24 protein-coding genes are annotated in these 25,736 nt (G+C 69.0%); 14 read left to right on the top strand and 10 right to left on the bottom strand.

Annotated elements, in window-relative coordinates:
- The first annotated feature begins 6 nt into the window (after positions 1-6).
- From VRZ77_RS00830 to VRZ77_RS00840, 3 genes are read left to right on the top strand one after another with little or no spacing between them, the layout of a single operon-like run.
- On the top strand, positions 7-1,317 hold the full coding sequence (locus VRZ77_RS00830) for an amidase (protein WP_414590810.1): 1,311 nt from the start codon (positions 7-9) through the stop codon (positions 1,315-1,317).
- A gap of 11 nt (positions 1,318-1,328) precedes the next feature.
- Positions 1,329-2,651, top strand: coding sequence for an amidase (locus VRZ77_RS00835; protein WP_414590811.1), 1,323 nt, complete (start codon positions 1,329-1,331; stop codon positions 2,649-2,651).
- 9 nt (positions 2,652-2,660) lie between these two features.
- Positions 2,661-3,425 carry a sulfite exporter TauE/SafE family protein gene (locus tag VRZ77_RS00840; RefSeq protein ID WP_414590812.1) on the top strand — a complete coding sequence of 255 codons (765 nt, stop codon included), beginning with the start codon at positions 2,661-2,663 and terminating at the stop codon, positions 3,423-3,425.
- 15 nt (positions 3,426-3,440) lie between these two features.
- Here VRZ77_RS00840 and VRZ77_RS00845 read toward each other — a convergent pair whose 3' ends face one another.
- Positions 3,441-4,490, bottom strand: coding sequence for a diguanylate cyclase domain-containing protein (locus VRZ77_RS00845; protein ID WP_414590813.1), 1,050 nt, complete (start codon positions 4,488-4,490; stop codon positions 3,441-3,443).
- Between the two features lie 145 nt (positions 4,491-4,635).
- Positions 4,636-6,363 (bottom strand): ubiquinone-dependent pyruvate dehydrogenase, encoded by a 1,728-nt coding sequence (gene poxB, locus VRZ77_RS00850; protein WP_414590814.1) that lies wholly within the window; start codon positions 6,361-6,363, stop codon positions 4,636-4,638.
- A 305-nt stretch (positions 6,364-6,668) separates the two neighbouring features.
- On the opposite strand from poxB, the gene VRZ77_RS00855 reads away from it, so the two are divergent.
- From VRZ77_RS00855 to VRZ77_RS00900, 10 genes are all read left to right on the top strand, one after another.
- Positions 6,669-8,201: an ATP-binding protein gene (locus VRZ77_RS00855; RefSeq protein WP_414590815.1), complete on the top strand. Its 1,533-nt coding sequence runs from the start codon at positions 6,669-6,671 to the stop codon at positions 8,199-8,201.
- On the top strand, positions 8,198-8,845 hold the full coding sequence (locus tag VRZ77_RS00860) for a response regulator transcription factor (protein WP_414590816.1): 648 nt from the start codon (positions 8,198-8,200) through the stop codon (positions 8,843-8,845). Before VRZ77_RS00855 ends, VRZ77_RS00860 begins: the two co-directional genes overlap by 4 nt.
- Positions 8,846-8,948: 103 nt before the next feature.
- Positions 8,949-9,341: a response regulator transcription factor gene (locus VRZ77_RS00865; protein WP_414590817.1), complete on the top strand. Its 393-nt coding sequence runs from the start codon at positions 8,949-8,951 to the stop codon at positions 9,339-9,341.
- Positions 9,342-9,422: 81 nt separating this feature from the next.
- Entirely contained in the window at positions 9,423-10,079 is a 657-nt protein-coding gene (locus VRZ77_RS00870; protein WP_414590818.1) for a hydrolase, read from the top strand.
- Positions 10,080-10,084: 5 nt separating this feature from the next.
- A complete protein-coding gene (locus tag VRZ77_RS00875) occupies positions 10,085-10,780 on the top strand; it encodes an alpha/beta fold hydrolase (protein ID WP_414590819.1) in 696 nt (231 codons plus the stop codon).
- Positions 10,781-10,806: 26 nt separating this feature from the next.
- Complete coding sequence (locus VRZ77_RS00880; RefSeq protein ID WP_414590820.1) at positions 10,807-11,079, top strand: XapX domain-containing protein; 273 nt, start codon at positions 10,807-10,809, stop codon at positions 11,077-11,079.
- A 22-nt stretch (positions 11,080-11,101) separates the two neighbouring features.
- Entirely contained in the window at positions 11,102-13,090 is a 1,989-nt protein-coding gene (locus tag VRZ77_RS00885) for an amidohydrolase (RefSeq protein WP_414590886.1), read from the top strand.
- A gap of 24 nt (positions 13,091-13,114) precedes the next feature.
- On the top strand, positions 13,115-13,531 hold the full coding sequence (locus VRZ77_RS00890) for a DoxX family protein (RefSeq protein ID WP_414590887.1): 417 nt from the start codon (positions 13,115-13,117) through the stop codon (positions 13,529-13,531).
- Positions 13,524-15,134, top strand: a complete 1,611-nt coding sequence (locus VRZ77_RS00895) for an MFS transporter (RefSeq protein ID WP_414590821.1) — start codon at positions 13,524-13,526, stop codon at positions 15,132-15,134. Before VRZ77_RS00890 ends, VRZ77_RS00895 begins: the two co-directional genes overlap by 8 nt.
- A gap of 323 nt (positions 15,135-15,457) precedes the next feature.
- Positions 15,458-15,649, top strand: coding sequence for a hypothetical protein (locus tag VRZ77_RS00900; protein ID WP_414590822.1), 192 nt, complete (start codon positions 15,458-15,460; stop codon positions 15,647-15,649).
- A 2-nt stretch (positions 15,650-15,651) separates the two neighbouring features.
- On the opposite strand, the gene rpe is transcribed toward VRZ77_RS00900, so the two are convergent.
- The 8 genes from rpe to VRZ77_RS00940 all read right to left on the bottom strand — a co-directional run bounded on the left by rpe (position 15,652) and on the right by VRZ77_RS00940 (position 24,601).
- Positions 15,652-16,332, bottom strand: coding sequence for a ribulose-phosphate 3-epimerase (gene rpe / locus VRZ77_RS00905; RefSeq protein WP_414590823.1), 681 nt, complete (start codon positions 16,330-16,332; stop codon positions 15,652-15,654).
- Between the two features lie 52 nt (positions 16,333-16,384).
- On the bottom strand, positions 16,385-17,320 hold the full coding sequence (gene cbbX, locus VRZ77_RS00910) for a CbbX protein (protein WP_414590824.1): 936 nt from the start codon (positions 17,318-17,320) through the stop codon (positions 16,385-16,387).
- Between the two features lie 131 nt (positions 17,321-17,451).
- Positions 17,452-17,871: a ribulose bisphosphate carboxylase small subunit gene (locus VRZ77_RS00915; RefSeq protein WP_414590825.1), complete on the bottom strand. Its 420-nt coding sequence runs from the start codon at positions 17,869-17,871 to the stop codon at positions 17,452-17,454.
- A gap of 90 nt (positions 17,872-17,961) precedes the next feature.
- Entirely contained in the window at positions 17,962-19,428 is a 1,467-nt protein-coding gene (locus VRZ77_RS00920; RefSeq protein WP_414590826.1) for a form I ribulose bisphosphate carboxylase large subunit, read from the bottom strand.
- Between the two features lie 124 nt (positions 19,429-19,552).
- The gene (fba, locus tag VRZ77_RS00925; RefSeq protein WP_414590827.1) at positions 19,553-20,638 is read right to left on the bottom strand and encodes a class II fructose-bisphosphate aldolase; all 1,086 of its coding nucleotides are present in this window, start codon (positions 20,636-20,638) and stop codon (positions 19,553-19,555) included.
- 11 nt (positions 20,639-20,649) lie between these two features.
- Positions 20,650-22,605 carry a transketolase gene (tkt, locus tag VRZ77_RS00930; protein WP_414590888.1) on the bottom strand — a complete coding sequence of 652 codons (1,956 nt, stop codon included), beginning with the start codon at positions 22,603-22,605 and terminating at the stop codon, positions 20,650-20,652.
- Between the two features lie 83 nt (positions 22,606-22,688).
- The gene (locus VRZ77_RS00935; protein ID WP_414590828.1) at positions 22,689-23,564 is read right to left on the bottom strand and encodes a phosphoribulokinase; all 876 of its coding nucleotides are present in this window, start codon (positions 23,562-23,564) and stop codon (positions 22,689-22,691) included.
- A gap of 11 nt (positions 23,565-23,575) precedes the next feature.
- A complete protein-coding gene (locus VRZ77_RS00940) occupies positions 23,576-24,601 on the bottom strand; it encodes a class 1 fructose-bisphosphatase (RefSeq protein WP_414590829.1) in 1,026 nt (341 codons plus the stop codon).
- 182 nt (positions 24,602-24,783) lie between these two features.
- Between VRZ77_RS00940 and VRZ77_RS00945 the strand changes: the two genes are divergently transcribed.
- Complete coding sequence (locus VRZ77_RS00945; RefSeq protein ID WP_414590830.1) at positions 24,784-25,731, top strand: LysR family transcriptional regulator; 948 nt, start codon at positions 24,784-24,786, stop codon at positions 25,729-25,731.
- Positions 25,732-25,736 lie beyond the last annotated feature (5 nt).

Below are 25,736 nucleotides of genomic sequence, written 5' to 3' on the forward strand. Positions count from 1 at the left end.
ACCGACATGAACGTTCATCTGCGGGACGACATCGCGCGCCTCACCGCGCTGGAGGCGCGCCGGCGCATCGACGACGGCGCGCTCACCGCCGAGCGGCTGGTTTCGGCCTGCCTGGAGCGGATCGAGGCGCGCGAGCCCGAGGTCGAGGCGTGGGAGCATGTCGACGCCGCCGGCGCGCTGGCGCGGGCCCGCCAGCTCGATGCCGGGCCCTCCGCCGGTCTGCTGCACGGCATTCCCTTCGGCGTGAAGGACATTCTCGACACCTTCGACCAGCCCTCGGCCTATGGCTCGCCGATCTATCGCGGCCACCGCCCGCCTTGGGACAGTTCCACCGTCGCCCTGTCGCGCGCGCAGGGCGCCATCGCGCTCGGCAAGACCGTGACCACGGAATTCGCCAATCGCCACGCCGGCAAGACCCGCAACCCGCATAATGGCGCGCACACGCCGGGCGGCTCCTCCTCCGGCTCGGCGGCGGCGGTGGCCGATTTCCATGTGCCGCTCGCCATCGGCACCCAGACCGGCGGCTCGGTGCTCCGCCCCGCCGCCTATTGCGGCGCCTATGGCTACAAGCCGAGCTTCCAGCTGTTCCACAATGCCGGCGTGCGCACCAATACCGAGCAGTTCGACACGGTCGGCCTCATGGCCCGCTCCGTCGACGACCTCGCCCTGTTCAAGGCGGCCGCCGGCCAGCTTCCCTATGTGCCGCCGGCGCCCGACGCGGTATCGCGTCCGCGCATCGGCCTGTGCCGCACCCCGCATTGGGAGATCACCCTGCCGGAGACCCGCGCGGCGATCGCGGCCGCCGCCCGCGCCTTCGAGTCCGCCGGGGCGCAGGTGATCGACTTCGAGCTGCCGGAAATGTTCGACGGGCTCGACCGCGCCCACCGCATCGTCTGCGGCTTCGAGAGCGTGCGCAATTATGCCGACGAGCTGTCGCGCTTTCCCGACCTCGTCAGCGCCGATTTCCGTCGCGAGCGCGTCGATGTCGGCAATGCCTCAAGCCTTGCCGATTTCCGCGAGGCGCTGCGGCTCGGCCAGCGCGCCCGCCGCTGGATCGACGCCGCCATGGCGGAGCGCGGCATCGACGCCCTGCTCACCCCGAGCGCGGCCGGCGAGGCGCCGCCCGGCCTCGCCTCCACCGGCAACGCCACCTTCAATTACATCTGGACGCACATGTACATGCCCGCGGTCACCCTGCCGCGCTTCACCGGGCCGAACGGCCTGCCGGTCGGCATCACCCTCGTCGGCCCGCGCCATGAGGACGACCGTCACCTCTCCCTGTCGGCCTGGGCCGACCGCATCCTCGCCGCGAACTGAAGGGGCCGATCATGAACATCCGTCAGACGGCAACCGTCGCCCTTGCAAGCGAGCCCTGCGACCTCGGTGCCACTGAAGCCGCCGCCGCCATCGCCAAGGGCGCGCTCTCCTCGCGGGAACTGGTCGAGAGCTGCCTTGCCCGCATCGCCGAGCGCGATGGCGAGGTCCGCGCCTGGGCACATCTCGATCCCGAGCAGGCGCTCGCCGACGCCCGCGCCGCCGATGCCGTGCCGCCCAAGGGCCCGCTCCACGGCGTGCCGGTCGGGCTCAAGGACATCATCAATGTCGCCGGCATGCCCACCCGGTTCAATTCGCCGATCTATCCCGACTACGTGCCCGTTGCCGATTCCGCCTGCGCGGCGATGATCCGCAGGGCCGGCGGGCTGATCCTCGGCAAGACCGTGACCACCGAGTTCGCCAACCGCCACCCCGGCCCGACCATGAACCCGCATAATCGCGCGCACACGCCGGGCGGCTCCTCGCAGGGCTCGGCGGCGGCGGTGGCGGACCGCCAGGTGCCGCTCGGCATCGGCACCCAGACCAGCGGCTCGATCATCCGCCCCTCCGCCTTCTGCGGCATCGTCGGCTACAAGCCGAGCTTCGGCGAGATCAGCCGGGTCGGCGTCAAGCCGCATTCCGGCACGCTGGACACGGTCGGCCTGTGCGGACGCTCGGTCGCCGATGTCGAATTGCTGCGCGCCGTCCTGGTCGGCATCCCCTATGAGCCGGTCGCTCCGAGCGGTCTCAAACTGCGCGTCGCGCTGTGCCGCACCGCCGAGTGGGAGCAGGCCGAGCCCAGCACCCGTGACGCCATTGAGGCCGCCGCGCGCCTTCTGGCCGAGGCCGGCGCCGGGATCACGGAGCTTGAGCTGCCGGAGGCGGTGTTCTCCGGCTGGCAGGACGACCACCGCCGCATCGCCAATTTCGAAGCCGCGCGCAGCTTCGGCCATGAGAAGCGCCTGTTCCTCGACCAGCTCAGCCGCGACTTCTACGAGGGCCGCGTGCGCGACGGCGAGCGCTGCCGCGTCGAGGACTACATCGCCTCCCAGCGCCGCGCCGAGGCGATGCGGGTCTGGATCGAGGGCGCCATGGAAGAGATCGACCTCATCCTCACCCCGGCCGCCGCCGGCGAGGCGCCGGCCGGCCTCGCCAAGACCGGCGACGCGCGCTTCAACTCGCTCTGGACCCTGCTATACACGCCGTGCGTGACGCTGCCCTTCGGGCACGGTCCCGCCGGCCTGCCGCTCGGCCTCCAGCTCGTCGGCCGCCGCTTCGAGGACGAACGGCTGTTCGCCATCGCGGCAGCGGTCGAAAGCCTTCTCGGGCAGGGGTGACCGGTTCCCATGGACATGCTGTCTAGCTTCGGCGCGGTCAGCCCGGCGCAGTTCATGCTGCTGGGCTTCATCGCCTTCGCCGGCTCCATCATCGGCGGCATCAGCAGCTTCGGCGCGGGGCTGATCGTCACCCCGTTCCTGATGCCGGTGGTGGGCGTGAAGGCCGTGGTGCCGGTCATGGCGATCGCGATGACGCTCGGCAATCTGTCCCGGGTCTGGGTCTATCGCCACCAGATCGACCGCCGGATCGTGCTCAGGATCATGATCCCGTCCTTGCCCTGCGTGGTGGCGGGCACGCTGCTCTACAGCTACCTGCCGCAATCCGAGCTCGCCATGCTGATCGGCGGCTTTCTGCTGGCCTCGATCCCGCTGCGCCGCTACATGGCACGCCGCGCCGTCACCCCGACCCCCGGGGCGGTGGTCGGCGTCTCCGGCCTGTTCGGCCTCATCTCCGGCGCGCTGCCGGGCGGCGGCGTGGTGCTGATGCCGCTGCTGCTCGGGCTCGGGCTGGTGCGCGGCGCGGTGGTCGGCACCGACGCGCTGATCGGCATGTCGGTCAATGTGGTGAAGACCGTCATGTTCGGCCGGCTCGACCTGATGAGCCCCGACCTGTTCCTCGCCGGACTGCTGATCGGCCTGTGCATGGTGCCGGGCGCCTATGGCGCGCGCTGGCTGATCGACAGGATGCACGTGAAGATTCACACCGCCCTGGTCGAGGTGCTGGTGATCGGCAGCGGCGTCTCGTTCATCTGGGCCGGCCTCGCGCCGGCCTGAGGCCGCGATGGCGGGTCAGGAGTGCGGACGGGCCGCCTTGCGCCAGGTGCCGCGTCCCGCGCGCTTGGCCTCGTACATCGCGGCGTCCGCCGCCTGCACCAGTTCGCGCAGGCCCAGAGCGCGCGCGCGCCGCTTGCTCAAGGCCCCATCCGCCTGCGGCTGCAGCGCGAAGCCGACGCTGACGCCGATGCGCAGCACGATGTCGGGCTCGGCGTGATAGGGCTCGGAAATGTGCTCGATGATCCGCTGCACCACGGTGAGCACCCCGTCCTCGGCGAGGCTGGAGCGCAGCAGCACCGCGAACTCGTCGCCACCAAGCCGCGCCAGCGTGTCGGTGTCGCGCACGCAGACCGCGAGCCGCCGCGACACGCTTTTCAGCAGCCAGTCGCCGGTGGCGTGGCCATGGGTGTCGTTCACCGGCTTGAAGCCGTCGAGGTCGAGATAGAGCAGCGCGAAGCCGTCGCCGGCGTCGATCGCCTCACCCAGCCGCTGCTCGAACAGCCGGCGGTTCGGCAGGCCGGTCAGCGCGTCATGGTCGGCGAGATGGGCGAGGCGTTCCTGCGCTCGCACGCGCTCGGCGATCTCCAGCTTGAGCGCGTAATTGGTGGCGGCGAGGTCGCGGGTGCGCTCGTCGACCCGGCGCTCCAGCTCATCATTGACCCGGCGCAGCGCCGCCTCGGCGGCCTTGCGCTCGGTGATGTCGACGAACAGCACCACCACGCCGGCTTTCGTGGCCTCAGCGCCCGGAAGCTCGGGCGTCCACAGCACCGAGGTGGTCACGTTGAGCCAGATCGGCCCGTCGGGGCGATGATATTCCACATCCTGGTTGTGCCGGTCCTCGGCGTCGTAGATCGCGTTCAGCACGGTCTGTGTGAAACCGTCATTGGCCGGGTTGTCGAAGAACAGCGAGGCGAACAATTCGCCCCGCAGCCGCTCGGGCGAGCAGCCCAGAAGCCGCTCGGCGGCGGGATTGAACGCCTGCACCCGGCCATCCATGCCGATGGCGAGCACACCGCCCTGCATGTGCTCCAGCACGGCGGTGTAAAGGATGTCTGCGTCGGCCATGACGAAGCTCGGCTGGATCGTCTAACGGATTCCATCGGCCGGCGATCCGCGTCGCCGGCCGATATAGTCGATATCGTAGCAATTTTGAACAATCCACCGCCACCCCTTTACGTAGGGGAGCCCACACTCCCCAAGGGCGACCCGTTCAGCGCGGCAGGATGTTGGTCTTCGCCAGGTCCAGCACCTCGCTGCCGCGCCCGCTCATCACCGCGCGCAGCACCCACAGGCCGAAGCCCTTGGCCTGTTCGAAGCCGATGGTCGGCGGCATCGAGAGTTCCTGCGTGGCGGTCACCACGTCCAGCACCGCCGGCCCGTCATGGGCGAGAATGTCCGCCACCGCGCCCGGCAGGTCGCCGGGGTCCTCCACCCGCACGCCATGGATGCCCATGGCACGGGCCATGGCGGCGAAATCGGGATTGTCGAGCCGTGTGCCGAGCTCGACGAAGCCCGACGCCTTCATCTCCAGCGCCACGAAGCCGAGCGTGCCATTGTTGAAGATCACCACCTTCACCGGGAGCTTTTCCTGGGTGAGCGTGATCAGGTCGCCCATCAGCATGGCGAAGCCGCCATCACCGGAGAGCGAGACCACCTGCCGCCCCGGCTGCGCGGCCTGGATGCCGATTGCCTGCGGCATGGCATTGGCCATGGAGCCGTGGACCAGCGAGCCGACAAGGCGCCGCTTGCCGTTCATCTTCAGATAGCGCGCCGCCCAGATGGTGGGCGTGCCGACGTCGAAGGTGAAGGCCGCGTCCTCGCTGGCCGCCTCGCTGACAAGGCGCGCCAGATATTGCGGGTGGATCGGCGGCCGCCCGGCGGTGCCGACCGCGAGGTCGTCGAGCCCCTTGCGCGCCTTGGCGTAATTGGCGAGCGCGGCGTCGAGATGCGCCGTCCCCTCCTTGCCCTCCAGCTTCGGCAGCAGCGCGGCGAGGGTGGCGCGCACGTCGCCGACCAGGCCGAGGTCGAGCTTGCAGCGCCGGCCGAGATTTTCCGGGCGGATGTCCACCTGCGCGATGCGCGCCTCGGCGGGCAGGAACTGCTTGTAGGGAAAATCCGTGCCGAGCATCAGCAGGAGGTCGCAGGACTGCATCGCCTCGTAGCCCGAGGAGAAGCCGATGAAGCCGGTGAGCCCGACATCGTAGGGGTTGTCGTATTCGATGTGCTCCTTGCCGCCGAGCGCATGGACGATCGGGCTCTTGAGCTTTTCCGCCAGCGCCAGCACCTCGGCATGGGCCCCGGCGCAGCCGCGCCCGCAGAACAGGGTGACGCTCCCCGCCTCCGCGATGAGCGCCGCCAGCGCGTCGATCTCGGCGGGCGCCGGCACCACGGTCGGCGCGGGCGGCAGCAGGGCGGGCGAGACCGCGCGTTCCGGCGCGGGCATCAGCGCGACATCGCCGGGCATCACCACCACGGCGACGCCGCGCTTGCCCACCGCGGCGCGGATGGCGTTCTCCAGCACATAGGGCATCTGCTCGGGCGAGGAGACCATCTCGCAATAGACGCTGCATTCCTGGAACAGGTTCTGCGGATGGGTTTCCTGGAAATAGCCGCCGCCGATCTCGGCCGAGGGGATCTGCGCGGCGATGGCCAGCACCGGGGTGCGCGAGCGCTGCGCGTCGAACAGGCCGTTGATCAGGTGGAGATTGCCCGGCCCGCAGGAGCCGGCACACACGGCGAGCTTTCCGGTGATCTGGGATTCGCCGGCGGCGGCGAAGGCGGCGGCCTCCTCGTGCCGCATATGAACCCAGCGCACTTGTTCGGTCGTGCGGATCGCCTCGGTCAGCCCGTTGAGGCTGTCGCCGACCACGCCGTAAATGCGCTCGACACCGGCGTGGTGAAGGGTTTCAACCATAAGATCGGCGATGTTCTTGGGCATGGCGTCCTCTCATGTAGCGGCGGCGGCGGCCGGTTGCGGGGTCCGCAACATATGGACCTAATGCGGGCCACAGGATTCCAGTTACGCATGACGTCCGCAATCCTTCGCACGCGCCTCGGCGCGCAGAGACGGCGACGAGGGGATGCTCCCGCTCTTGGATCCGGAGCCCTTCCCATGCGGATGTTTCATCCGGGCGGGAACGGCTCTAGTCTCGCGCGAGGGCGGCCGCTCCGGTCCCCTCTTCGCGCTGCGATGGTGGTGCCGTGCCGGCCAGGGACGATCGATCGGCGACTCCGGTCCGCGCGATGCGCAGGCATTACATCGTCGCGGCCGGGCTGGTGGCGGCGCTGCTCCTGACCATGCCGTTCGCCCGCGAGGCCACGGGCCGGACCGAGGCGCTGCTGCCGGCCTATGCCGCCGCGACCTGCGTCCTGGAAATCATGACCGCGGCGCTGCTGTTCGCGCTCTACGACGTGCAGCGCACGCGGGCGCTGCTGATCCTCGCCGCCGGCTATCTGTTCTCGGCGCTGATCGTGCCGGCCTGGGCGCTGTCCTTCCCCGGCGTGTTCTCCTCGCTCGGCATTGATTTCGGCCTGCAGACCACGGCCGCCCTCGCGGCGGTGCGCCGGCTCGGCTTCCCGCTGTTCGTGCTGGGCTTCGCCTTCGCCTCGGGCACCAGCGCGGCCGGCCGCTTCACCGGTGTCACGGTGTTCAAGACCGTGCTGGTGGTTGGCGCCGCCGCCGCGCTCGCCATCGGCCTCATCCTCTCCCATCAGGATCGTCTGCCGGTGTTCATGCGCGATTCGCGCCAGATCAACGACATCTGGCTGTGGGTGCCCATCACCGGCATGGCGCTGTACGTGGCCGGCATCGCGGTGCTGCTGGTGCGACGGCGCTCGCCGCTCGACATCTGGGTCAGCCTCGTCCTGTTCTCGCTGATTATCGAGCTGATGCTGATCTCTTTCCTCGGCGGCGCGGTCCGGCTCAGCGTCGGCTGGTGGGCGGGGCGGCTCTATGGGCTGGCCGCCGCCAGCATCGTGCTCGCCGTGCTGCTGTTCGAGACCACCGGGGTTTACGCCCGGCTGTCCGCGACCATGGCGGCCGAGCGCCGCGCCCGACAGAACCGGCTCACCGCCATGGAGGCGCTCTCGGCCTCCATCGCCCATGAGATCAACCAGCCGCTCGCCAGCATGATCACCAACGCCGACGCCGCCCTGCGCTGGCTCGCGCGCAGCGAGCCACGGCTCGACCGGGTGGAGGACGCGCTGCGCCGCATCGTCGCCGACGGCCACCGCTCCAACAAGGTGGTGGCCGGCATCCGCACCATGTTCATGAAGGGCGCGCAGGAGCGCACCGAGCTCGATCTCAACGCGCTGGTGCGCGAGGCGGTGGCCGCCGCCGGGGCGGAGGCGCGCTTCGAGGGCATCCCGATCGCGATGGAGCTGACCGAGGACCTGCCGCCGATCATCGGCAATGGCGTGCAGCTCCATCAGGTGCTGTGCAACCTCATCGAGAACGGGATCGACGCCATCAAGGCCGCCCATGACCGCCAGCGCCTGCTGGTGATCCGCACCAATTTCGGCGCGCATGGTGAGCTGCACGCCATGGTCAGCGACAGCGGGACCGGCATCGCGCCCGGCATGGCGGAGCGCATCTTCGACCCGTTTGTCTCCACAAAGCCCGGCGGCATGGGCATGGGGCTGATGTTCTGCCGCTCCGTCATCGAGGCCCATGGCGGACGAATCTGGGCGGCGCCGAACAGCCCACGCGGCGCGGTCTTCCATTTCTCGCTGCCAGCGGCCATCTTGGCGCGCGATCAAGCGGAGCAGGACTCATGAACGAACCATCCGCCGTCTTCGTGGTCGACGATGACGCCTCGATCCTGGCCTCGCTGGAAAGCCTTCTCAGCTCCGAGGGCCACAAGGTGCAGGCCTTCGAATCCGGGGCCGCCTTTCTCGCGGCGAAGCGCCCGGACCTGCCGGCGTGCCTGGTGCTCGACGTGCGCCTGCGCGGGTCGAGCGGGCTCGAATTCCAGCGGGAGCTGGTGCGGGCCGGCATCCACATCCCTGTTGTGTTCATCACCGGCCATGGCGACGTGCCGATGTCGGTCTCGGCGATGAAGGCGGGGGCCATCGAGTTCCTGCTGAAGCCGTTTCGCGACCAGGACCTGCTGGACGCGGTGCATAACGGCATCGAGCGCGACCGCGCCCGGCGCGCCGAGGCGCGGCAGATGGCGGAGCTGCGCGAGCGCTATGCCGCCATGACCCCGCGCGAGCGGGAGATCCTGCCGCTGGTGGCGGGCGGGCTGATGAACAAGCAGATCGCCGTCAACCTCCAGCTCAGCGAGGTCACGGTGAAGGTGCACCGCGCCCAGATCATGCAGAAGCTGCAGGCGCGCTCGCTGGTCGATCTTGTGCGCTTCGCCGACCGGCTGGCGGCGGACCCCACCCGCGGACTTAACCGGGACCATACTCGGGCCTAGCCGACCGACACTCCGGTACAATTGCCGCCATCCCGGCCTTCGCCCGATCCTGAGCGGGCGCCGGGACGCCGTGCCCGCGCGCCGCCGGACGGAACCCCACGTCATGACGCCGCGCCAGAACGCCATCCCCCGCCTTGTCGCGATCGTGGAGGACGACGCCTCCGCGCGCGCGGCGCTCGCCAGCCTGATCGGCGCCTTCGGCTTCGAGGTCTGCGGCTTCCCGGACGCCGCGAGCTTCCTCGCCTCGCGCACCGCGCGCGAGGCCGCCTGCCTGATCGCCGACCTGCGCCTGCCGGGCCTGAGCGGGCTCGCGCTTCATTACCGCCTGCGCGCACAGGGGCGTCACCTGCCCACCATCCTGATCACCGCCTATCCGGACGAGGCGACCCGCGCCGGCGCGCTCAGGGCGGGGGTCCGCGGCTTCCTCGAAAAGCCGGTCGAGCCCGAGGCGCTGCTCGCCTGCCTGCGCGCGGTGCTGGGCATATCCTCAGGGTAGGGACGCCTCACCCTCCTGCACAATTGTGCCCAACCAGCGCCGGTTTCTAAAAAAATCCGCACCGAATGGAGAGGATGTGCCATGGCGACCGCGACCCCCGTCCCCGGCAAGGGGCTCATCGATCCCACCAACCACCTGCTGATCCTGATCGACTTCCAGTCGCAGATGTCCTTCGCCACCAAGTCGATCGACGCGGTGAACCTGCGCAACAACGCGGCGCTGATCTCCCACGCCGCCGCCGGCTTCAAGGTGCCGACCATCCTCACCACCGTGGCGGAGAAGAGCTTCTCCGGCCCGATGTTCGGCGAGATCACCGAAGCGTTTCCCGGCCAGAAGCTGTTCGACCGTACCTCGATGAACACCTGGGAGGACGCCGCGGTCATCGAGGAGGTGAACCGCATCGGCAAGCCGCGCATCGTGCTCGCCGGCCTGTGGACCGGCGTGTGCATCGTCGGCCCGGCGATCTCGGCGATCGAGCAGGGCTTCGAGGTCTATGTCATCTCCGACGCCTGCGGCGACGTCTCGGACGAGGCCCATGAGCGCGCCATGGAGCGCATGATCCAGGCCGGCGCGGTGCCGATGACCTCGCTGCAATATCTGCTCGAACTCCAGCGCGACTGGGCGCGCAGCGCGACCTACGACTTCACCACCGGCGTCGCCAAGAAGTTCGGTGGCGCCTATGGCCTCGGCATCATCTACGCCAAGACCATGTTCGGCGCCTCGGAAGGCGGGCACTGAGCATCATGGCCACCACCAACGTCACCGTCGTTCTCGTCCATGGCGCCTGGGCCGACGGGTCGAGCTGGCGCCACGTCATCCGCCGGCTGCAGGCCGAGGGGATTGCCGTGGTCGCCGTGCAGAACCCGACCACCTCGCTCGCCGACGATGTCGCCGCCACCCGCCTCGCCCTCGCGGCGATCGAGGGGCCGGTGGTGCTCGCCGGCCATAGCTGGGGCGGCACCGTCATCACCGAGGCCGGCAACGATCCCAAGGTGAAGGCGCTGGTCTATGTCGCCGCCTTCGCCCCGGATGTCGGCCAGTCGACCGGCGATCAGGTCGGCGCCCACGCCCCGCCGCCCGGCCTCTCCGGCGTGCATGACGACGGCACCGGCCATCTCAAGATGAGCGTCGAGAGCTGGATCGCCAATGTCGCGCAGGACCTGCCCGAGGCCGAGGCGCGCCTGCTCGCCGCGCTCCAGCCTCCGCTGGGCCTCGCCACCTTCTCGGACAAGGTAAGTCAGGCCGCGTGGAAGGACCGGCCGAGCTGGTTCGTGGTCTCGACGCAGGACCGCGCCGTCAGCGTCGAACTCCAGCGCGAGCTGGCGCGCACGCTGAAGGCCCACACCACCGAGCTGGAGGCCAGCCACATGTCGCTGGTGTCCAAGGCCGACGCCGTGACCGCCGTCATACGCGAGGCGGTCGCAACCGTGGCCGCCTGAGCGGCCGCCGATAGGAGGACCAGCCGGTGAAGCTTTATCTCGCCTCGCTCGGCGCCGGCCTTCTGGTGGGCATCGTCTACAGCCTCATCAATGTGCGCTCGCCGGCCCCGCCGGTGGTCGCGCTGGTGGGGCTGTTCGGCATTCTGATCGGCGAACAGATCGTGCCGGTCGCCCGCCATCTTATCAACGGCGACGGGCTGCGCGCCGCCATCGGCCTCGCCGATTGCTCGGACCATGTGCTCGGCCAGCTTCCCGGCCGGCAGAGCGCCGGCCCGGCCGATCCGCCGTCCGGCTCATGAGGAGCGCGCCATGGAACGCCCTATGCCCAACCGCCGCGAACTGATGACCCACGCCGCCGCCGGCACGGTCGCGCTCGCGACCGGCCTCGCCTCCCCGCAGCTGAGGGCCCAGACCATGACCTCGAACCCGATGACGCAGACCGACGCCGGCACGCCCGACCTCATCCTGTTCAACGGCCGCATCACCACGCTCGACCGCTCCAATCCTGCCGCGCAGGCGGTGGCGGTCAAGGACGGCCGCATCGTGCAGGCGGGCAGCGAGGCCGAGATCATGCCACTCGCCGGCCCGGCCACGCGAAAGATCGACGCCGGCGGGCGCCGGGTGATCCCTGGCCTGATCGACAGCCACATGCACATCATCCGCGGCGGGCTGAACTACAATATGGAGCTGCGCTGGGACGGCGTGCGCTCGCTCGGCCAGGCGCTGGAGATGCTCAAAAGCCAGGTCGACAACACCCCCGCCCCGCAATGGGTGCGCGTGGTCGGCGGCTTCACCGAGCACCAGTTCGCGGAAAAGCGCCTGCCGACGCTGGAAGAGATCAACGCGATTGCCCCCGACACGCCGGTGTTCATCCTGCACCTCTATGACCGCGCCTTGCTCAACGGAGCGGCGCTGCGCGCGGTCGGCTACACCAAGGACACGCCGAACCCGCCCGGCGGCGAGATCGTCCACGATTCCAACGGCAATCCCATCGGCCTATTACTCGCCAAGCCCAACGCCACCATCCTCTACGCGACGCTGGCCAAGGGCCCGAAGCTGCCGCCGGAGTACCAGAAGAACTCCACCCGCCATTTCATGCGCGAGGTGAACCGGCTCGGCGTCACCGGCGTGATCGACGCCGGCGGCGGCTTCCAGAACTACCCGGACGACTACGCGATCATCGAGGAGCTGCACCGCGAGGGCCAGCTCACCGTGCGCATCGCCTACAACCTGTTCACCCAGAAGCCGAAGGAAGAGCTGGCGGATTTCGCGCGCTGGACCGGCACGGTGACGCCCGGCCAGGGCGACGACAGCTTCCGCCTGAACGGCGCCGGCGAGATGCTGGTCTATTCCGCCGCCGATTTCGAGGATTTCCGCGTCGAGCGGCCCGACATGCCGCCCTCCATGGAAGGCGACCTCGAACCCGTGGTCCGCCTGCTGGCCGAGAAGCGCTGGCCGTGGCGGCTGCACGCCACCTATAACGAGACGATCTCCCGCGCGCTCGACGTGTTCGAGAAGGTGAACCGCGATGTCCCGCTTCAGGGGCTCAACTGGTTCTTCGACCATGCCGAGACCATCACGGATCGCAACATCGAGCGCATCGCCGCGCTGGGCGGCGGCATCGCCGTACAGCACCGCATGGCGTTTCAGGGCGAATATTTCACCGAGCGCTACGGCGCCCGCGCCGCCGAACGCAGCCCGCCGATCCGCCGCATGCTGGACATGGGCGTCCCGGTCGGCGCCGGCACCGATGCCACCCGCGTCGCCTCCTATAATCCGTGGGTCTCGCTGTCGTGGCTGGTCACCGGGCGGACGCTGGGCGGAATGTCGCTCTACCCCGCCTCAAACCGGCTCGACCGCGAGACCGCGCTGCGGCTGTGGACCGAAGCCAACACCTGGTTCTCCAACGAGCCCGGCAAGAAGGGGCAGATCGCGCCCGGCCAGCTCGCCGACATGGTGGTGCTGGAGGCCGATTATTTCGACGTGCCGGACGACGAGATTCAGGACATCACCGCCGCGTTGACCCTGCTCGGCGGCGTGCCGGTCCATGGCGCGGGCGATTTCTCGAACCTCGCGCCCGACCTGCCGCCCGCCATGCCGGACTGGTCGCCGGTGCGCCGCTTCGGCGGCTATCAGGAGCGCGCGCAGGCCGGCAAGACCACGAAATACGCCTTCGCCTCGCTGTGCGGCTGCGCCAGCGCGTGCAATGTCCACGGCCACGCCCATGCCGGGGCGTGGGGCTCCAGCGCGCCGGTGTCGGACGAGCGTTCGTTCTGGGGTGCGCTCGGCTGCGCCTGCTGGGCGTTCTGAGCCGTGGCCCGCGCCCTTGAAACCCTGGCGCGCCGGGCGCTCGCCCCGGCCCCGGTGCTGTTCCTCGCCCGGCTCGCTCTGTGCGGGGCCTATCTCCAGGGCGCGCTGGTCAAGGCGTTCGATTTCGACGGCGCGCTGGCGGAAATGGCGCATTTCGGCCTCGCCCCGGCTTTGCCCTTCGCGCTGGCGGTGATCGCGCTCGAACTCGTCGCGCCGGTGATGATCCTGACCGGGCGCGGGCGCTGGCTCGGGGCGCTGGCCCTCGCCGGCTTCACCCTGCTCGCCACAGTGCTCGCGAACCGCTTCTGGGAATTGCCGCCGGGCGAGGCGCGGTTCTTCATGGCGAATTCCTTCTTCGAGCATCTCGGCCTTGCCGGCGCCTTCGTGCTGGTCGCACGGTACGACCTCCTGCCTCCCCGACACGGAGCCCGCCATGACTGACGCCCCCAACGCACAGTCCTCCGGCGGCTTCGCGCCACTGAGGCGCCCGGTCTTCGCTGTGCTGTGGGCGGCCACCGTGCTCGGCAACACCGGCAGCTTCATGCGCGATGTCGCCAGCGCGTGGCTGGTCACCGACCTCTCCGCCTCCCCCGCCGCCGTCGCCGCGGTGCAGGCCGCCGGCATGCTGCCGATCTTCCTGCTGGCGATCCCGGCCGGCGTGCTGTCCGACATTCTCGACCGGCGGAAATTCCTCATCGCCATCCAGTTCCTGCTCGGCTCGGTCAGCCTGACCTTGCTGATCCTCGCCCATAGCGGGCTGATGACCGTGACCGCCCTGATCGCGCTGACCTTCGTGGGCGGCATCGGCGCGGCGCTGATGGGGCCGACCTGGCAGTCCATCGTGCCCGAGCTGGTGCCGCGCAGCGAACTCAAGAGCGCGGTCGCGCTCAACTCGCTCGGCATCAACATCGCCCGCTCCATCGGCCCGGCGGTCGGCGGCGTGCTGCTCGCCGCCTTCGGCGCCGCGCTCACCTATGGCGCGGATGTCGCGAGCTACATCATCGTGATCGCCGCGCTCATTTGGTGGAAGCGCCCGCCAACCGCGCAGGATGAACTCTCCGAGCGCTTCTCGGGCGCCTTCCGCGCCGGGCTGCGCTATGCCCGCTCCAGCCGCGAGCTGCATGTCGTGCTGCTGCGCGCGGCGGTGTTCTTCGCCTTCGCCAGCGCGGTCTGGGCGCTGCTGCCGCTGGTGACGCGCGAACTCCTCAAGGGCGACGCCGCCTTTTACGGCCTGCTGCTCGGCTCGGTCGGCGCCGGGGCCATCCTCGGCGCGCTGGCGCTGCCCAAGCTGCGCACCATTCTCGATGCCGACGGGCTGATGCTGGCAAGCGCCATCCTCACCGCCCTCGCCGCCGCCGCGCTGGCGCTGGCGCCGCCGCAATGGCTGGCGATCGCGATCCTGCTGGCGATGGGCGGGGCGTGGATCGTGGCACTGACCACGCTCAACGCCACCGCGCAGGCGATCCTGCCGAACTGGGTGCGCGGGCGCGCGCTCGCGGTCTATCTCACCGTGTTCAACGGCGCGATGGCCGGCGGTTCGCTGGGCTGGGGCTTCATCGCGCAGGAGATCGGCCTTTCCGCGACGCTGCTGATCGCCGCCGCCGGCCTGGTGCTGGCCGGGCTGGTCGCCCACCGCATCCGCCTGCCGACGGGCGAGTCCGACCTCGCCCCCTCCAATCACTGGCCCGAGCCGCTGCTCGCCGAGCCGGTGGCGGGGGATCGCGGCCCGGTGCTGATCCTGGTCGAGTACCATGTCGCGCGCGAGGATCACGCGGCCTTCCTCAGGGTGCTGAACCGGCTCTCCCATGCCCGGCGCCGCGATGGCGCCTATAATTGGGGCGTGACCGAGGATGCGGCCGACCCGGAAATCCTGGTGGAATGGTTCATGGTGGAAAGCTGGGCCGAGCATCTGCGCCAGCACCGCCGCGTCTCCCATGCCGATGCCGACGTGCAGCAGGAGGTCCGCGCCTTCCACCGCCACGAGACCGGCCCGGTGGTGCGCCACCTGCTCGCGACCCACGGCCGCCAGACGCCGCTGTTGTGAACCATTCTAATAATCTACTAAATAAGTTGACAATCGCCGGCCACCCCGGCATGGTTGCCTCATCGGTCGGGAGCGCGCTTGGCTCCCCCGGTCGCGGGATTTGAGCCCGGCAGCTTGCACCGCGTCATCAATTGCTAAAGCGCCACGGTGTCGTGGTCGGGTCGTTCAAACCGCGCCTTTGAGGAGGCTGACATGACCGCCACGCGACTTAAACCGATGTGTTGTCCCTGCTGCTGACGGCGCCGCGCCGTCCTTCGCTTTTGCCATGCAGCCCTGCCGGATCGATGCGCCTCGCGCGCCGCCGGCGACCGGGATAATCCGACATGACCCCTTTCGATTCCCATGCCGCGGGCGAGCCCCGGCTCGACGATATCCTCGCCGACCCGCTGGTCGCGCTGGTGCTGAAGCGCGACCGGCTCGACGCCCGCGAGGTGGCGCAGACGCTGGCGCGCGAACAGCGCCGGCTGCAGCACAGCCTCTCCCGGCGCCCGGCCGCCCTGTCGCTGGCGGCGTAGCCTCAGGCTGCGTCGGCCCGTGCCGGGGCGCCCCCGGCGCGGATCGCGGCGATATTGGCGCGGTAGCCCTCGATCCCGCCCTTAAACACCGCCGAGCCCGCCACCAGCACGTCCGCCCCGGCCGCGACGCAACGCGCCCCGGTCTGCGGATTGACCCCGCCGTCGATCTCCAGATGGATCGGCCGCTCGCCGATCATGGCGCGCAGCCGCTCCACCTTGGGCAGCACGTCGGGAATGAAGGCCTGCCCGCCGAAGCCGGGATTGACGGTCATGGCGAGGATCAGGTCCACCTTGTCGAGCACATAGGCCACCGCGCTTTCCGGCGTCGCCGGATTCAGCGCCACGCCCGCCTTGCAGCCGAGCCCGCGAATGACCTGAAGGCAGCGGTCGAGATGGTCCGTTGCCTCGGCCTGCACGGTGATGATGTCGGCCCCCGCCTTGGCGAAGGCTTCGAGATAGGGCTCCACGGGAGAAATCATCAGATGCACGTCGAACACCTTGTCGGTGTGCGGGCGCATCGCCTTGATGACATCGGGGCCGAAGGTGATGTTCGGCACGAAATGCCCGTCCATCACGTCGAGATGGATCCAGTCCGCGCCCGCCGCCACGACGTCGCGCACCTCCTCGCCGAGGCGCGCGAAGTCGGAAGCCAGCATGGACGGGGCGATGAGCGGGGTGGTCATGGCGGTCTCCTGTCACGGTGCCGGCCTCTCCCCCGTCGGGGAGAGGAAAGGGTCAACGAGGTCTCAGCGGCGGGTAGCTGTCGATGCCGCCGGAGAACACCCGGCTGGCGAGAATGTCCGCCGCCTCCAGCGTGATCAGGTCGTCGCGGCTCACCGGGATCTCGCTGGCGAACAGCCGGTTGGCCTGCCGCAGCCGCGCGCGGTCCAGCGCGTTGCGGATCGAGCGGCCATTGGCGAAATGCGGCTGCGCCGTACGCAGCTCGATATAACGCGCGAACGCCGCTTCCGCCTCCGGGCTCATGACATAGCCCATGCCGTCGAGCAGCCGCCCGCCGATCGCCGCCAGCTCGTCCCCGGAATAGTCCGGGAAGTCGATATGATGCGCCACGCGCGAGCGGAAGCCGGGATTGGCGGTGAAGAAGCGCTCCATGCGGTCGCCATAGCCGGCGAGGATCACCACGAGGTCGTCGCGCTGGTTCTCCATCACCTGCAGCAGGATCTCGATCGCCTCCTGCCCGTAATCGCGCTCGTTCTCGGGCCGGTAAAGGTAATAGGCCTCGTCGATGAACAGCACGCCGCCCATCGCCTTCTTGAGGATTTCCTTGGTCTTGGGCGCGGTGTGGCCGATGTACTGGCCGACTAGATCGTCGCGCGTCACGGTCACGAGATGGCCTTTGCGCACATAGCCGAGCCTGTGCAGGATTTCCGCCATGCGCAGCGCCACCGTGGTCTTCCCGGTGCCGGGATTGCCGGTGAAGCTCATATGCAGCGTCGGGCTGGAAGCCCCGAGCCCGAATCGCGCGCGGGCGCGGTCGACCAGCAGCAGCGCGGCGATCTCGCGCAGCCGGCTCTTCACCGGCGCGAGGCCCACCAGGTCGCGGTCCAGCTCGTCGAAGATGTCGGCGAGGCCCGAGCGGGCGAATTCGGCGCGGAAGTCGATGCGCTCGTCCGCCTCGGCCGGGCGCGGCTCGTCGGTGATGGCATCCATGGCAGCGCTCCTTCACGCGAGGGGAGAAAAGGGCCGGCCCGGCGTGCGGTTCCGGGCCGGCCTGCCGCGGCGGGGGAGGAATGGGATCCACCGCGGGCGAGTTGGTCTGGGAAGCCGCGGCTTCCGATCCGTCAGTAGCGGGCGCCCTCCGGCCTCTGGGCCGCATAGGAGCGCGTGGTGTAGCGGATGGCGCGGCCGTCAACCTCCTGCCGCTCCAGCGCGAAGCCGGGCTCGTCGGCCGGGCGGTCGGTGAGGAAGGACAGGCGCAGCGATTCCCAGGTGTGGGTCGAATCGAAGGCGCTGATGCGGATGTAGTTCCGCCCGCCATAGGCCTTGCGGCATTCGTTCAGCTCGAACATGACGCCGGCGGCGTCCTTCACATCGAACATCGGCATGCCCCACATTTCCCAATAGGTGTTGCGGGGGTGCGGGTCGTCGGTGAACTCGATGTTCACCGCCCATCCCTTGTCGATGCAGTACTGGACCTGCCGGGCGATCTGCTCGTCGGTGAGGTCGGGCAGGAAGGAGAAGGCTCCCTGGGTGAGGCGCATGGTGGTGTCTCCTAAATGGGGGGTCGGTTCCCCGCCGCCGTCGGCGCGCGATGACGGCGGGGCGGAAAAGCGCGGCTCACTCCGCCGCGGTCACTCGGCAGCCGTCACCTGCGGCACGAAGTCGGGCGTGTCGGTCGACGAGTAGTTGAAGGTCACGTCCTTCCACACATCCAGCGCCTGGCGTAGCGGCAGGCAGTGGCGGGCGGCGGCCTTCAGGATTTCCGGGCCCTCATTGACGATGTCGCGGCCCTCGTTGCGGGCGAAGATCATCGCTTCCAGCGCGACACGGTTCGCGGTGGCGCCGGCCTGGATGCCCATCGGGTGGCCGATGGTGCCGCCGCCGAACTGCAGCACCACATCCTCGCCGAGCAGGTCGATGAGCTGGTGCATCTGGCCGGCATGAATGCCGCCGGAGGCCACCGGCATCAGCTTGCGGGTCGAGGCCCAGGGCTGGTCGAAGAAGATGCCGTGGGCGAGGTTCTGCGGCACGAAATCCTCGCGGCACAGATCGTAATAGCCCTTGGTGGTGTGGGGGTCGCCCTCCAGCTTGCCGACCACCGTTCCGGCATGGATGTGGTCGACGCCGGCAAGGCGCATCCACTTGGTGATGACCCGGAACGACACGCCATGCGCCTTCTGCCGGGTGTAGGTCGAGTGGCCGGCGCGGTGCAGGTGCAGGATCATGTCGTTGCGCCGCGCCCACTTCGCCATGGACTGGATCGCGGTGTAGCCGATGATCAGGTCGATCATCACGATGCTGGAGCCGAGCTGCTTGGCGAATTCGGCGCGCTCGTACATGTCCTCCATGGTGCCGGCGGTGATGTTGAGATAGGTGCCCTTCACCTCGCCGGTCGCGGCCTGCGCCTTGTTCACCGCCTCCATGCAGTAGAGGAAGCGGTCGCGCCAGTGCATGAAGGGCTGCGAGTTGATGTTCTCGTCGTCCTTGGTGAAGTCGAGCCCGCCCTTCAGCGCCTCATAGACCACGCGGCCGTAATTGCGGCCGGACAGGCCGAGCTTGGGCTTCACCGTCGCGCCCAGCAGCGGGCGGCCGAACTTGTCGAGCCGCTCGCGCTCCACCACGATGCCGGTGGCCGGGCCGTCGAAGGTCTTGATGTAGGCGACCGGCAGCCGCATGTCCTCGAGGCGCAGCGCCTTGAGCGGCTTGAAGCCGAACACGTTGCCGATGATCGAGGCCGAGAGGTTCGCGATCGAGCCCGGCTCGAACAGGTCGAGGTCGTAGGCGATATAGGCGAACCAGCTCTCCGGCGAGTTCGGCACCGGATCGACCCGGTAGCACTTGGCGCGGTACTTGTCGCAGGCGGTCAGCCGGTCGGTCCACACCACCGTCCATGTCGCCGTCGAGCTTTCCCCGGCCACCGCCGCCGAGGCCTCGATCGGGTCGACGCCGTCCTGCGGGGTGATGCGGAACACCGCGATCACGTCGGTGTCCTTCGGCTCGTAATCGGGCTGCCAGTAGCCCATCTTGCGGTATTCCATGACGCCGGCGCTGTAGCGGTCGCGCTTGGCTTCGGTCGGCACCTTTTCGATCGCGTTCATCGATCTCGCTCCGGTTGAATGTCGGGTATGGTTTTCCCGTTGACGCGCAACAGGGGTCGCGCGCCTTGGCTGTTCGCCTGATGTTTCGTGTCTTCCCGCCGGGCGCTCCGCCCGGCTCAGCCCATCATTCCGCCGCCACCCGCACGCCGCCGATCACCGGATCGAGCGCGCCCGAGGCATAGCGCTTGGCCATCGCCGCGAGCGGCAGCACCTTGATCTTCGAGGCCTGCCCAGCGGTGCCGAACTGCTCGAACCGCTCCCGGCACAGATCGCGCATCGCGTCCATGGCGGGTTTCAGGAACTGGCGCGGGTCGAATTCGGATGTCGAACCCACCGCCACCTTGCGGAACTGCGCGGTCATGGCGAGCCGGCAGTCGGTATCGATATTGACCTTGCGCACGCCGTGGCGGATGCCGCGTACGATCTCCTCCACCGGCACGCCCCAGGTCTGGGGCATCTCGCCTCCCGAGGCATTGAACAGGTCCTGCAGCGCCTGCGGCACCGAGGAGGAGCCGTGCATCACCAGATGGATGTTCGGCAGCCGGCGGTGAATTTCCTCGATCACGTTCATGGCGAGGATGTCGCCATCCGGCTTGCGCGAGAATTTATAGGCGCCGTGCGAGGTGCCCATGGCGATGGCGAGCGCGTCGACCTTGGTGGCGGCGACGAACTCGACCGCCTGGTCGGGATCGGTGAGCAACTGGTCGTGGCTGAGCGCGCCTTCCGCGCCGTGCCCGTCCTCCTGCTCCCCGGCCCCGCTCTCCAGCGAGCCGAGCACGCCCAGTTCGCCCTCGACCGAGGCGCCGACCCAGTGCGCGGCATCCACCACGCGGCGGGTGATCGCGACGTTGTAGTCGTAGTCCGCCGGTGTCTTGGCGTCCTCCTTCAGCGAGCCGTCCATCATCACCGAGGTGAAGCCGTGCTGGATCGCCGAGAGGCAGGTCGCCTCGTTGTTTCCGTGGTCCTGATGCATGCAGATCGGGATGGCGGGGTACATCTCGGTCAGCGCGTCGATCATCCGCGAGAGCATGATGTCGCCGGCATAGGAGCGCGCGCCGCGGCTCGCCTGCATGATGACCGGGGCATCGACCGCGATGGCGGCCTCCATGATCGCGATGCCCTGCTCCATATTGTTGATGTTGAAGGCGGGGACGCCATAGCCCTGCTCGGCCGCGTGGTCGAGAAGCTGGCGAAGGGTGATACGGGCCATGTTCTCTCTCCTCAGGCGCAGGTCAGGATGTCGCAGGCGGCATCGACCACCGCCTCGGCGGTGATGCCGAAATGCGCGTAGAGTTCGGGCGCGGGCGCCGAGGCGCCGAAGCCGGTCATGCCGACAAAGGCGCCGCGCTCGCCGATCCAGCGGTCCCAGCCGAGCCGCGCGGCGGCCTCGATGGCCACGCGGGGGGCAGTGCCGAGAACCCCTTTCCGGTACTCCGGGCTCTGCTGCTCGAACAGCTCCCAGCACGGCATCGACACCACCGCCGCCTCGACCCCGCGCGCCGCCAGCATGTCGGCAGCCTTCAGCGCGATCTCGACCTCCGAGCCGGTGGCCAGCAACGTCACGTCGCGCCAGCGCGTCGGCTTCCTGATCACATAGGCGCCGCGGGCGGTGAGGTTGTCCTCCGTGTAGTCGGCACGAAGCGTCGGCAGGTTCTGCCGCGACAGCGCGAGCACCGAGGGCGTGTTCTCGGCATGCAGCGCCACCTGCCAGGCTTCCAGCGTCTCCACCGCGTCGGCGGGGCGGAACACGTAGAGGTTCGGCGTCGCCCGCAGCATGGCGAGATGCTCGACCGGTTGGTGCGTCGGCCCGTCCTCGCCGAGCCCGATGGAATCGTGGGTCAGCACATAGATGGTGCGCAGTCCCATCAGCGCGGAGAGCCGCATGCCGCCGCGCATATAGTCGGAGAACACCAGGAAGGTGCCGCCATAGGGGATGAAGCCGCCATGCAGCGCGAGCCCGTTCATCACCGCGCTCATCGCGTGCTCGCGAATGCCGTAATGGATGTAGCGGCCGGCATATTTGCACGGCGCGATCGAGCCCAGCCCCTTGGTCAGCGTCAGGTTGGAATGGGCGAGGTCCGCCGAGCCGCCAATGGTCAGGTCGGTCGCCGCGTTGATCACGGTGAGCGCCATCTCCGAGGCCTTGCGGGTCGCGACCTTCGGCGCCTCCTCGATCAGCAACCGCTTATAGGCGTCCAGCGTCTCGTCGAACGCGGCCGGCAACTCGCCGGAAATCGCCGCCTCGAAGGCGCCGCGCTGCTCGCTGGCGGAGAGCCGCGCCTGCCAGGCCTCGCGCGCCTGCCGGCCACGTTCGGCGATCTTGGTGAAGGCGGCGCGCACGCCGGCCGGCACCTCGAAGGGCGGGTGATGCCAGCCGAGGAACTCGCGCGCCGCCGCGATCTCCTCCGCCCCGAGTGGGGCGCCATGCACGCCCTCGGTGCCCGACTTGTTGGGCGCGCCATAGCCGATCGTGGTGCGGCAGGCGATCAGCGAGGGCTTCTTGGTGTTGCGCGCCTTGGCGATGGCGTCGATCAGCGTGTGGTGGGCGTGGCCGTCGGCGCGGTGCACGTCCCAGCCCGCCGCCTCGAAGCGCGCGAGCTGGTCGGTGGAGGTCGACAGCGAGGTCGGCCCGTCGATCGAGATGCCGTTATCGTCCCACAGCACGATCAGCTTGCCGAGCTTCAGGTGTCCCGCGAGGTCGATCGCCTCGTGGGAGATGCCCTCCATCAGGCAGCCGTCGCCGGCGATGACATAGGTGTAGTGGTCCACCAGATCGTCGCCGAAGCGCGCATTCAGCATGCGCTCGGCCAGCGCCAGGCCGACCGCCGTGGTCAGCCCCTGCCCGAGCGGGCCGGTGGTGGTCTCCACCCCGAGCGTGTGTCCATATTCCGGGTGGCCGGCGGTGGTGGCGCCGAACTGGCGGAAGTTCTTGAGCTGGTCGATGCCCATGTCCTCGAAGCCCAGCAGGTGATGCAGCGCATAGAGCAGCATCGAGCCATGGCCGGCCGAGAGCACGAAGCGATCGCGGTCCGCCCAGCGCGGGCGGGTCGGGTCGATCTTCATGAAGCGGGTGAACAGCACGGTCGCGGCGTCGGCCATGCCCATCGGCATGCCGGGATGGCCGGATTTGGCCTTCTCCACCGCGTCCATGGACAGCGCCCGCAGCGCGTTGGCCATGTCCTCGTAAGGAATTTCGGTCGCGCCCTCATAGGGGCAGATCACCGGAACCGTGGTCTTGGTGAGCATGTCTTCCTCCCGGTTCATGCCGCGCGCCGCTTCTTGTCGACGAGGTTGAGGATCATCGGCGTGAGAATGAGCTGCATCGCGATGTCGAGCTTGCCGCCCGGAATGACGATGGAGTTGGCGCGGCTCATCCACGAGCCCTGGATCATCGAGAGCAGGTAGGGGAAGTCGATCCCGCGCGGGTTCATGAAGCGGATCACCACGATGGATTCGTCCGCCGTCGGTATCCAGCGCGCGATGAACGGGTTGGAGGTGTCCACCGTCGGCACGCGCTGGAAGTTGATGTCGGTATGGGTGAACTGCGGACAGATATAGTTCACGTAATCGGGCATGCGCCGCAGGATGGTGTCGGTCACCGCCTCGGTGGAATAGCCGCGATGGGCGCGGTCGCGATGGATCTTCTGGATCCATTCGAGATTGATCACCGGCACCACGCCGATCTTGAGGTCGGCATAGCGCGCGACATCGATATTGCCGCTCGCCACCGCCCCGTGCAGTCCCTCGTAAAACAGCAGGTCGGTCGGGGTCGGGATCGGCTCCCATTCGGTGAAGGTGCCCGGCGCGCCGCCATATTCGGCGGCCTCCTTCTCGTCATGAACATAGTGCCGGACCTTGCCGGTGCCGGTCTGGGAATAGCTGCGGAACGTCTCCTCCAGCTCCTCGAACAGGTTCGAATCGGGTCCGAAATGGCTGTAGTGATTGTTTCCGCGCGCGGACTCGTCCGCCATCATCGCGCGCATCTGCGCCCGGTCGTAGCGATGGAAGGCGTCGCCCTCGATATAGGCCGCGGTGACATGCTCGCGCCGGAAGATCTGCTCGAAGATGCGCCGCACCGAGGTGGTGCCCGCGCCCGAGGAGCCGGTGACGGAGATGATCGGGTGATGGATCGACATGTCCTTCCCCCTCACGCGCGCAGGAGGCCGCGCCGGCCGAACAGCGGCGAGCGCTCCGGCATGGCGGACGAATCGAGGTGGTAGCGGGCGATGCGCTCGACCTCGCCGCGCGAGCCGAACACCAGCGGCACGCGCTGGTGCAGGTGCGTCGGCTGGAGGCTGAGGATCGGCTGGCGCCCGTCGGTGGCCGCGGCCCCGGCCTGTTCCATCAGGAACGCCACCGGGTTGGCCTCGTAGACCAGCCGCAGCCGGCCGTGCTGATACCCCTTGCGGGCGTCGCCGGGATAGAGATAGACGCCGCCGCGCGCGAGGATGCGATAGGCATCCGCGACCATGGAGGCGATCCAGCGCGTGTTGAAATCCTTTCCACGCGGGCCATCGGCCCCCGCCTGGCAGTCCTCGACATAGTAGCGGATCGAGCTGTCCCAATGTCGGGCATTGGAGGCGTTGATGGCGTATTCCGCGGTCTCGTGCGGCACGCTCGCGCCCGGCTGCGCCAGCAGGAAACGGCGGGTGGCGCGCTCCAGCAGGAAGATCTGCGTGCCCTCGCCGAGCGTGAGCACCAGCGCGACCTGCGGCCCGTAGATCAGGAAGCCCGCCGCGAGCTGGGCCGTGCCCGGCTGCAGCAGCGAGTGCGGCCCGATATGGGGCAGGATCGAGAAAATCGTGCCGATCGAGGCGTTGCTGTCGATGTTCGAGGAGCCGTCCAGCGGATCGACCGCGACCGCCAGCAGGCCGTCCGGGTTCAGCGCATAGGGCTCGTCGGCCTCCTCGGAGCCGAGCAGCGCGACCGGCGCCCGGCCGAGCGCCTCGCGCACCATGGTGTCGGCGATGACGTCCAGTTCCTTCTGGCTGTCGCCGTCCTCGTGATAGCCGCGGACCGTGGCCATGGACCCGGCCAGCGAGCCGGCGGCGACCAGCTCGGAAATCGCGGTGCCGGCCTGCGCCAGCGCCAGCACGCTCTCCCCCACCGCCCCGCGCAGCGGATCGGCTCCGGCCCACCCCGAAAGGTGGTCCTGCAATGTCTTGTGACTCATGGCGTTTCCCCAGTTTTTAAAGGTTCTTCGACCCTGTGGCGTGTCGTTTCCGTTGTGCCTTCGAGTGGGGGACCCGAAGCGGCGGACGCCTTTTTGTTGAGCTGACTGTGCCCGAGTTGTGTGCGTAAGGAAATTCGAATATTCTTTTCCCAGACTTCAATTTATCTGAAGAAGCACTTTCCATGCGTAATGCCACGCTCAAGCAGCTCCGCGCCGTCGCCGCCGTGGTCGAGACCGGCACCGTGACCGCCGCCGCCAAGCGGCTGAACGTCACCCCGCCGGCCGTCACCATGCAGGTCCAGCTTCTGGAGGAGATGCTCGGCGTGCCGCTGCTGGAGCGCACCGGCGAGCGCTTCCACCCCAGCGCCGCCGGCCGCGAGGTGCTGGCGGCGGTCTCGCGCATCGAGCACGCGCTCGGCGATTGCAGCGCCGCGCTCGATGCGATGAAGGGGCTGAACGCCGGGCGGGTGACGGTCGGCATCGTCTCCACCGCCAAATATTTCGCGCCCAACGCGCTCGGCGCCTTCGCGCGCACCCATCCCGGCATCGAGGTGGCGCTGCTGGTCGGCAATCGCGAGGAGATGATCACGGCGTTGCGCGGCGACGTCATCGATGTCGCGATCATGGGCCGCCCGCCCATGGACATGACGGTCGAGCAGCATCTCCTGGGCCCGCACCCCCATGTGATGATCGCGCCGGTCGATCATCCCCTGCTCGGCCGGCGCGTGTCGCCTTTGGCGCTGGCGGGCATGAAGTTCCTGGTGCGCGAACCGGGCTCTGGCACGCGCGGGCTGATGGAGCGGTTCTTCCAGGGCGCCGGCATCGAGCCGCGCATCGCCATGGAGATCGGCTCCAACGAGACCATCAAGCAGGCGGTGATGGCCGGGCTCGGCCTGTCCTTCATCTCCGCGCACACCGTGGCGGCGGAGATCGCCGACGGCCGGCTGGCGATCCTCGATGTCGAGGGCCTGCCGGTGGTGCGGCAATGGTATGTGGTCAAGCGCTCGGCCAAGCGGCTCACCCCGCCGGCGGAGGCGATCGCGGAATTCCTCGGCCGGCGCGGCTCGGAATTCCTGCCGGACGTGCCGGTCCCCGGCCGTGTCGACGCCGCCGACGACGGGGAAGAATAGCCGGC

Origin of the sequence: Ancylobacter sp. G4_0304, from assembly GCF_047501495.1 — a bacterium.
Taxonomy (GTDB): Bacteria; Pseudomonadota; Alphaproteobacteria; order Rhizobiales; family Xanthobacteraceae; genus Ancylobacter.